Consider the following 8,918-nt stretch of genomic DNA (forward strand, 5'->3'; position numbering starts at 1 on the left):
CGGGTAGATGCGCGGGGTCATGCGCGTGGTTTGCCTTCGACCAGTTCCATGGGACGATGGCCTTGGGGCAATTCGAAATGCTGAACGATCTGAAGCCTGTCGTCGCGGTCATATTCAAAGGCGTTCCAGATCATGCCGACATGCGGCGCGGCCAGATCGAGCCGGGCGCAGGCCCGGCCAGACAAGAGATCGGCCCGTACATTGTGGTGGACGCTGGCGATGCGGATGCCGAATTTCTCCCACAGCAGCCGGTGATAGGACGCGCCGTGCAGCACATCGGGGCTGTCGGGCAGGTCGAGCGCGTGCTCGCAGCGAATGAGGAAAGAGCTGTAGGCGGGTTGCGATCCGGTGACCCAGACGAGGCGATCTATGCGCGTGGCGTATTCGGCGTCGAACCCGTCCAGCAGGGCCCCGTGTTCGGCGGTGCGCACGGTCTCGATGCCCAGCACCCGTGTGAACGGCATCAACAGCTCGCCGGTCACGGGATCGCGGAACCGATAGACATGGACCTCGGGGACCTGATGACTGCGCCCCGCGATGAAGCTGCCCAGCTTGCGCCGCCGGATGACCATTCCGTCCTCGACCAGCTCTGCCAGCGCCTTTTGCACGGTCGACAGACCCACGGGCAGCGCGGCGCAGATCTCTGTCTCGTTGGGCAGTTGATCTCCGGGTGCGTAATCGCCCGAACGAATGCAGCCCGCAAAGGCCTCGGCCAGTCGCTGATACTTGGTGCCGTCGGCTTCGCAGGCCTCCCATCGCGCGATCAGCGGCGCCAGAGACAGCTTGTTTGCGTTGCAACTCGGGTTGTTTATAGTGGAACTCATACAAACAACATTAGATATCTATATTTTGACTTGTCAACAACGTAGTTAACAAACATGCTTGCAGCTATGGGCGACATCACGAAAGGAAGTGCGAGATGACGGACGTTTGGGCGGTGGCCACGGGTCATCCGATCGCGACGGCCGCAGCCGAGCGGATTTTGCGCCAAGGTGGCAATGCCGTGGATGCCGGTGTGGCGGCGGGGCTGACGCTGGGGGTGGTGCAGCCGGATCTCGTTTCGATCGCCGGCGTTGCCCCGATCATCATGTATTCCGCCGATACCGGCACCGTGACCAGTCAGGATGGACTGGGCGGCTGGCCGGCGGCGGTGGACGTGGACAGGATGCACCGCGACCACGGCGACCATGTTCCCGAAGGCATTCTGCGCACCGTCGTGCCCGCCGCCCCGGCAAGCTGGATCAAGGCGCTTGCGGACAAGGGGACCTTGCGCTTCGCCGATATCGCGCAGGAGGCGCTGGATGCCGCCCGCCACGGGTTCGAGGTCTATCCCCTGTTCGCGAATTTCGTCGCGCAGCGGGCCGGGAAATATGCACGCCACCCATCGACCGCCGAGATCTTTCTGCCGAACGGGCGTGCGCCCGAGGTGGGCGAGCTGTTCGTGCAAACGGATCTCGCCTGGACGTTGGAGCAGATGATCGCAGCCGAGGCCGCGGCAGGCGGCGACCGGCGCGCGGGGCTCGCGGCAGCGCGCGCGGCCTTTTACGAGGGCCGGATCGCCGACAGGATCGTGGCGTTCCACGCGGCCAATGGCGGGCTTCTGACGGCGGACGATCTTGCCGCGTATCGGGTCCGCGACGAGCCGACGCATGCCGTCCGGTTCCGGGGCGTCGACGTGCATTGCTGCGGGGCGTGGTGTCAGGGCATATCCATGGCCCAGACCCTTGCGATGCTCGAAGCCGCCGGTCCTGACGCGGCGCGGTGTGGCAATGACCTGAACCTGCATTTCCTTCTGGAGGTTCTCAAGCGCGTGTTCGCGGATCGCGAGGCCCATATCACCGATCCCCGGTTCATGAAGATCGCCCCGGCGGACTTGTTGGCGCCGGGGTTCCTGGCCGAGCGGCTGGCGACCATCGGCGACAGGTCCGACCCATTGCCCGCGCCGGGCACCGTGACGGACCCCAGCGGCGACGCCCCGGTCTATCGCGTCGGTTGCGCGGACACCTCGCATGTGTCGGTCATCGACGGGGCCGGCAACATCTTTTCCGCGACCCCCAGTGACCCCAGCTATGACACGGTCGTGATCCCCGGAACGGGCCTGTCGGTCTCGTCGCGCGGATCGCAATCGCGCGCGACCCCCGGACATCTCAACGCGCTGGCACCGGGCAAGCGCCCGCGCCTCACGCCGAATCCGATCCTTGCGCTGAAGGACGGCAAGCCGTGGCTTGCCATGGGCACGCCGGGCGGTGACATGCAGGTGCAAGCGATGACGCAGGTCCTGCTGCAGATGCTGGATCTGGGACGATCGGCCGTGCAGGCGGTAGAGGCACCACGCGTCGCAACCTACGCCTATCCCGGCAGTTTCGCGCCGCATGACGTGCATCCCAACAAGGTGCTTTACGAACCCGACCTGCCTGCGGCTCAGGTCGCGACCCTGTCGGCGCGCGGGCACGACGTCGAGGCGTGGCCGGACCGGACATGGATGGCAGGCGGCATCTGCGTGGCCATACGCACGGATGACCGCGTTCAGGCCGTCGCGGACCCGCGCCGCGCCGGAACCTCGGCGACGGGGCCGGGCCAGCCGCAAGGGGGCCACCGATGACGGACGTTCTGTTCAAGACACTACGGCGTATCGCGGACCCTGCGACGTCACGCGATGCGGCTTACACGCTGTGCGCGCAGGCAATTCCCAACGGTCTTTTCACCGCGATGCGGCTCCATGCGGCGACGATGGAGGTCGAGCGGCTGTTTTCGACCTTGCCCGACAGCTATCCCGTCAGCGGTCGCAAGCCAAAGCGCGACACCGCGTGGGGCGACAAGGTGCTTGTCCGTCGTCAGGTGAATATCGGGTCAGGTGCGAATGACATCGTCTGGGCGTTTTCCGACCATGAGACGATTCTGGCGCTCGGCCTGACCGAGGTTCTGAATGTGCCGGTCCTTCGGGGGGCGCGCGTGATGGGCACCATCAATTTCCTGCGCGCCGCACCGGCATTTTCCGAAGATGACGCGGCGACCGGGCAGATCCTTGCGGCAGCACTGGCGCTGCGAGGCTGATCCGCTGAACGGTCCCGCCTTTGACTTCACTGTCCGCCGGGACGGTGCGGATGGTTTGCCATTTGTCCGGGTGTCTTCGTGTGACCGCGCCCTTGTGAAAGGGCGCGGTCTTTTCCTGATGCGCGCGTCTGGCCTATTGGGCCGGAACCGCGGCCGGCTCAATGCCTTCCAGCGGATCGTCATAACCGTACTGGCGCAGATCGGTGACCTGACGGTCGTTGTCGCGCCAGTCCTGAAGCTCGGCCTCTGTCGCGCGGGGCGAGAACAGGCCCACCCACGCGTAGAGAATCCCGATGACCGGAGCCAGCCAGCACGCGAACGCGAGCGGGATGTAGAGCAGGTTTTCAAGGCTTCCGCTCGCGATGCCGAGGCCAAGCGCGCTGATCACGAAGGCACCGCCCGCATTCCACGGAATGAGCGGCGACATCAGCGTGCCGCCTTCCTCTACGGCGCGGCTGAGGTTGAGCGTCGAGTAGCCCATGCCGCGATAGACCGGCGAATACATCCGGCCCGGCAGTGCGATCGACAGGTAGGGATCGCCCGCGACGAGGTTTGTGGCCATGGACGTGCCGATTGCCGAAGTCTGGACGCCGGCGAAGGAATGGACCTTGGACAGGATCGCCTCGATGATGGTCTGCAGGCATCCCGTCCGTTCCAGCGCACCGCCAAAGCCAAGCGCGATCAGGATCAGCGAGATCGTCCACATCATCGACTGGACGCCACCACGGTTGAGCAGGCTGTCGATCTCGCTGACGCCGGTCTCGATGGAATAGCCGCTATTGGCAAAGCCGAACACGTCATGCAGCGTCGCGCCCTGTGCAAAGATCGCCATCAGGCCACCGACGAGGACACCGGCGAAAAGCGACGGGATCGGCGGCTTTTTCGCGATGGCAAGCGCGATGACCAGCAGTGCCGGAACCAGCAGCCAGGGCGAGATGAGGAAGTTGTCCTGCAATGTCGAGGTGATCGCCTCGATCTTCTCGAACGTTGCCGCGTCGCCCTCGACCATGCCGAAGCCGGCCCACACGTAGATCGCCAGCGCAATCAGCATGGCGGGCACCGTGGTAGGCATCATGTTTCGGATGTGATCGAACAGGTTGGTGGCGGTCACCGCGGGCGCAAGGTTGGTGGTGTCGGACAAGGGCGAGATCTTGTCGCCGAAGAACGCGCCCGACACGACCGCACCGGCCGTCCAGTACATGGGCACGTCGAAACCGGCGCCGATCCCCATAAGCGCAAGGCCGATGGTCCCGATCGTGCCCCAGGACGTCCCCAGCGACAGGGACACCACGGCGCACATGATCATGGCGGCCGCAAGGAAGATCTGGGGCGACAGGATGATCAGGCCGTAATAGATCAGCGTCGGCACCGTGCCGCTGGCGATCCACACCCCGATGATCATGCCCACGACGATGAGCACCGAGACCGACGGCAGCGATACGTTGATCACGCGGAACACGCCGTTTTCCATGCTCGGCCAGCTGTGTCCGAGGTAAAGACCGACGACGCCGGTGATCGCAAGGCCGATGGCCAGCGGGATATGGGGGGTGAAATCGCTGAAATAGAAAAGCTGAAGGGCAAGCAGCAGCAATGTCAGGATCACCGGGGTGAGCGCAATGCCGAGCGATGGCGCTCTTGGGGCGGTCTCATCGGATTTCATCGTCATCTCCTCTGTTGGTGTCGTCTTTTTCTTTTCATGGCGCCCGAGGTGCCGATCAGGCACCTCAGGCCGTCACCATTGCCGCCCGGCTGCCGGGTGTCAATCAGCCGGAACACCCTCAGGAGGCCGTCGCGAGCAGGCTTGCATTGCCACCCGCCGCGGTGGTGTCGATGCAGAGGTGCCGTTCGAGGACGAAGCGCTCGGGCGCGATCGTTTCGGTCACCAGCGGCAGGATCGGACCGTCGCGCTGTGCGAGGGCGATGCGCAGCTCACGGGTCCAGTCCGACGCCCCGGCGGCCGCGACGACCGCGACCCCCTGAAGGGACGTGAGGGTTTCTGCATCCACCGTGCCATCCAGTGTCGCGACGGGGGCGCCGGCAGCCTTGAGCGGCTTGGCGGCCGCCTCGGCGCCGGGAAGGACGATCAGTACGCCGCAGCCGGCCCCGAGGGCCTGCACGGCCTGGGCTACCGCCACATCCGTCGTCGGCCCCAGGCACAGGACCGTACCCTTGGGATACAGTCGCAGGCGGTTGCTCTCGCCCGTGGGGCCGGGAAGGGTCTGCGGTGACATGTCGAAGCCCGCCGTCTCGGAAAGGGCCTTGCGGATCAAGCCCTTGCTGCCGCTCAGGGCACCGCGCAGCGCCGAGACACGATCCGGCCGTGCCGCCCAGTTGCGCGCATCTATCTTTTTCAGCGTCGCCTTGATGGCATCGGCCTTGACCGCCGCGGCCTCTGGCGCGGGCAGGTCTTCGGCCTTCGCAGTGCGCCGGAACCGGGTCAGATAGAGCGGCCCGCCGGCCTTCGGGCCCGTGCCGGACAGACCTTCGCCACCAAAGGGTTGCGATCCGACGATGGCCCCGATCTGGTTGCGGTTGACATAGGCATTGCCGACATGGATGCGGTCCACGATCTGCTGCACGCGATCGTCGATCCGCGTGTGCAGGCCAAAGGTCAGGCCGTATTCGCGCGCATTGATCTGATCGACGACCTTGTCGATATCGCGCGCCTTGAAGGTGGCCACGTGCAGCACCGGCCCGAAGACCTCGCGTTCGAGATCCGCGATGCCGTTGACCTTGACGACGGCGGGCGACACGAAGGTGCCTCCATTGGGCGCCGCCAGTTTCTTGGTGACCGTGCCGCTTTTCTCATGCGCGGCGACGTAGCCCGAGATGTCCTTTTGCGCGTCAGCGTCGATCACCGGCGAGACGTCGACATCGGTGCGCCACGGATCGCCGATGACCAGCGCGTCCATCGCGCCGTACAGCATGTGAAGCAGCCGGTCGCGCGCCTCTTCCTGAACATAGAGCATGCGCAGCGCCGAACAGCGCTGCCCGGCGGATTGGAACGACGCGATCAGGATGTCGCGCACCGCCTGTTCGGTCAGTGCGGTGCTGTCCACGATCATGGCGTTCAACCCGCCCGTCTCGGCGATCAGAACGGCATCGGGCCCGGCATTCTCTGCCAGTGCCTTGTGGATGATATGCGCCACCTCGGTCGAGCCGGTAAAGCACACGCCCGCAATGCGCGGATCGCTGGTCAGCGGTCCGCCGACCGTCGGGCCATCGCCGGGCAGAAGTTGCAGCGCCGCCTCGGGCAGCCCGGCCTCGCGCATCAGTTCGACCGCGCGGGCCGCGATGAGCGGGGTCTGTTCGGCGGGTTTGGCCAGAACGGCATTGCCGACGGCGAGCGCCGCCGCGATCTGTCCGGTGAAGATCGCCAGTGGAAAGTTCCACGGGCTGATGCAGACGAACACGCCGCGCGGGCCGCCCGGCTCTTCCTCGTCCAGACGCTCGGCCTCGCCCGCATAGTAGCGCAGGAAATCGACCGCCTCGCGCACCTCGGCGATCCCGTCGAGCAGGGTCTTGCCCGCCTCGCGGGTGGCGATCGCCGCCAGTTCGGCGATATTATCCTCGTAGAGATCGGCGACCTTGCGCAGCACGTCCGCGCGCTCGGCGACCGGCCGCGCCGACCACGCCTGAAACCCGGTTTCGGCCGCGTCCAGCGCCGTGGCGACCTCTTCGGGTGTCGCATCCTGCACGGTACCTATCACGCGGGTGGTGTCCGCGGGCGAGTGCACGTCGCGCACGGGTCCCTCGGGGCCGGGGCTGCCGGCGATCATCGGTCCGCCGCGCCATGTCGTGTCGGCGAATTCCTCGCGTGCGGCCAGAAGCGGCAGGATCGACGCGGGCTCGTTGACGCGGAACCCCTTGGAGTTCTTGCGATCCGGCGCGAACAGCTCGTGCGGTTGCGAGATGATCGGATTGGAAATCTTGTCGCCAAGCGCCTTCACGTCGTCCACCGGATCGCGCGAGATCTCGTCGGGCGAAATGGAGGTGTCCACGATCTGGTTGACGAAGGACGAGTTCGCGCCGTTCTCCAGCAGCCGCCGGACAAGATAGGCCAGAAGATCGCGATGCGCCCCGACCGGCGCGTAGATGCGGCAGCGCGTGCCTTCGGAGGATTTCACGATCCCATGCAGCGACTCGCCCATGCCGTGCAGGCGCTGAAACTCGAAGCTGTCCTTGTCATTGCCGGCCATCGCGACGACGGCGGCACATGTATGGGCATTATGCGTGGCGAATTGCGGGTAGATCCGGTCGCGGCGATCCATCAGCATCTGCGCGCAGGCCATGAAGCTCAGATCGGTGTTGACCTTTCGCGTGAAGACCGGAAAGCGCTTGACGCCCATTTCCTGGGCCAGCTTGATCTCGGTATCCCAGTAGGCCCCCTTGACAAGCCGGACCATGATCTTGCGGTCCAGACGTTCGGCCATGTCGTAAAGCGCCTCGATCACAGGGGCGGCGCGGCGCCCGTAGGCCTGCACGACGACGCCGAACCCGTCCCAGCCTTCAAGCTCGGGGTCGGCCAGCATCGCCTCGATCACGTCGAGCGACAGGTCCAGCCGGTCCTGTTCCTCGGCGTCGATGTTGAAGCCGATATTGGCCTTCGCCGCCTGCCTGACCAGTTCCTTCGCACGCGGCAGCAATTCCTGCATCACCGTTTCGCGATGCGTGTATTCGTAGCGCGGATGCAGCGCCGACAGCTTGACCGAGATGCCGGGGCTGGACCGCACATCGCCCTTGGCCTGCTTGGCAATCGCCGCGATGGCCTTGGCATATGCGGTGTGATAGCGCTGCGCGTCCTCATCGGTGCGCGCGGCCTCGCCCAGCATGTCGTAAGAGTACGTGTAACCCTTCTTTTCAAGCTCACGGGCGTTCTTCATGCCCTCGTCGATGGTCTGGCCCAGCACGAACTGCCGTCCGAGGATCTTCATGGACTGGCCGACGGCCGTGCGCACGACCGGCTCTCCCAGCCGTTTCACGAGGCCGCGCAGCACCCGTGCGGGGCCTTTCGGATCGTCGTCCAGAACACGCCCGGTCAGCATCAGCGCCCAGGTCGAGGCGTTGACCATGGAGGACGTCGAATGCCCCAGGTGTGCACCCCAGTTCGACGGTGCGATCTTGTCCTCGATCAGGTCGTCGATGGTCTCCGCATCAGGCACCCGCAACAGCGCCTCGGCGAGGCACATCAGCCCGACGCCTTCCTCGGTCGACAGGCCGTATTCGGCCAGGAATGCCTCCATCATCGACGGGTCCGTTTCCTTGCGAACGCGCGAGACATATTGCGCGCCCATGGCGGCGACCTTGGCGCGGTCGGGCTCGGACAGGCCGATTTTCTCGGAGAGCATGCGGATCACTTCCGCTTCGTCGGTCCAGTAATGTTCCCTGATCCGGGCGCGATACGCGGTCTGTGCCGTGTCGTCGTGTGTCCGGGCAATATTCATGTCCATCCTCCTACCTCTCGTGATGTTCTTTCGACCGTGCACGTTCCGGGGATGTGATCGGGTCTGCGGTCTGCACCACCATCTCTAACGGTCTTGCGTGGCGCTGCCGGGTCCGGCACGCGACCTTGTCCGAAGGACTTGGTCGTCCACTGAGTCTTGTCCGGAAACGGGCGCCTGCTGCAATGGTCACAGATCGCATGGATCCAGCGGCACGACCGTGACCTGGCGTGCTTGTCGGACCGTTTCGGCCCGGCCGCCAGTGCGGCGTTTCCATCGTCCATGCATGTCACTCGATTCAATGTCGAACATGTCGTGTCCGGTGTCAATGCTGGCCGGGCCGGGGCCAGGGCTTCGAATCCAAGTTACGCTGGGGACGAGGTGAGGATGGCGTTGAGGTAGGTTGTATCCCATCCTGCGAGT

General features: G+C 65.3%; 6 protein-coding genes. 2 read left to right on the plus strand and 4 right to left on the minus strand.

Annotated features, from left to right (window positions below):
- Positions 1-17: 17 nt before the first annotated feature.
- Positions 18-824 carry a GntR family transcriptional regulator gene (locus tag ACROSR_RS16075; protein ID WP_432686847.1) on the minus strand — a complete coding sequence of 269 codons (807 nt, stop codon included), beginning with the start codon at positions 822-824 and terminating at the stop codon, positions 18-20.
- A 95-nt stretch (positions 825-919) separates the two neighbouring features.
- On the opposite strand from ACROSR_RS16075, the gene ACROSR_RS16080 reads away from it, so the two are divergent.
- Both ACROSR_RS16080 and ACROSR_RS16085 read left to right on the plus strand, forming a co-directional pair.
- Positions 920-2,602, plus strand: coding sequence for a gamma-glutamyltransferase family protein (locus ACROSR_RS16080; RefSeq protein WP_432686849.1), 1,683 nt, complete (start codon positions 920-922; stop codon positions 2,600-2,602).
- The gene (locus ACROSR_RS16085) at positions 2,599-3,054 is read left to right on the plus strand and encodes a GAF domain-containing protein (RefSeq protein WP_432686851.1); all 456 of its coding nucleotides are present in this window, start codon (positions 2,599-2,601) and stop codon (positions 3,052-3,054) included. Before ACROSR_RS16080 ends, ACROSR_RS16085 begins: the two co-directional genes overlap by 4 nt.
- A 133-nt stretch (positions 3,055-3,187) precedes the next feature.
- On the opposite strand, the gene nhaC is transcribed toward ACROSR_RS16085, so the two are convergent.
- The 3 genes from nhaC to ACROSR_RS16100 all read right to left on the minus strand — a co-directional run bounded on the left by nhaC (position 3,188) and on the right by ACROSR_RS16100 (position 8,807).
- A complete protein-coding gene (gene nhaC, locus ACROSR_RS16090) occupies positions 3,188-4,714 on the minus strand; it encodes a Na+/H+ antiporter NhaC (RefSeq protein ID WP_432686853.1) in 1,527 nt (508 codons plus the stop codon).
- Positions 4,715-4,832: 118 nt separating this feature from the next.
- Positions 4,833-8,498 (minus strand): bifunctional proline dehydrogenase/L-glutamate gamma-semialdehyde dehydrogenase PutA, encoded by a 3,666-nt coding sequence (gene putA / locus ACROSR_RS16095; protein WP_432686855.1) that lies wholly within the window; start codon positions 8,496-8,498, stop codon positions 4,833-4,835.
- A 186-nt stretch (positions 8,499-8,684) separates the two neighbouring features.
- Complete coding sequence (locus tag ACROSR_RS16100; RefSeq protein WP_432686857.1) at positions 8,685-8,807, minus strand: hypothetical protein; 123 nt, start codon at positions 8,805-8,807, stop codon at positions 8,685-8,687.
- Positions 8,808-8,918: the final 111 nt, after the last annotated feature.

This window comes from Roseovarius tibetensis, assembly GCF_050896375.1.
Taxonomy (GTDB): Bacteria; Pseudomonadota; Alphaproteobacteria; order Rhodobacterales; family Rhodobacteraceae; genus Roseovarius; species Roseovarius tibetensis.

Excerpts from the sequence above, each read along its gene's own strand:
- nhaC (WP_432686853.1), bottom strand. The coding sequence starts at position 4,714 with ATGAAATCCGATGAGACCGCCCCAAGAGCGCCATCGCTCGGCATTGCG.
- ACROSR_RS16075 (WP_432686847.1), bottom strand. The coding sequence starts at position 824 with ATGAGTTCCACTATAAACAACCCGAGTTGCAACGCAAACAAGCTGTCT.
- ACROSR_RS16100 (WP_432686857.1), bottom strand. The coding sequence starts at position 8,807 with ATGTTCGACATTGAATCGAGTGACATGCATGGACGATGGAAACGCCGC.
- ACROSR_RS16080 (WP_432686849.1), top strand. The coding sequence starts at position 920 with ATGACGGACGTTTGGGCGGTGGCCACGGGTCATCCGATCGCGACGGCC.
- ACROSR_RS16085 (WP_432686851.1), top strand. The coding sequence starts at position 2,599 with ATGACGGACGTTCTGTTCAAGACACTACGGCGTATCGCGGACCCTGCG.
- putA (WP_432686855.1), bottom strand. The coding sequence starts at position 8,498 with ATGAATATTGCCCGGACACACGACGACACGGCACAGACCGCGTATCGC.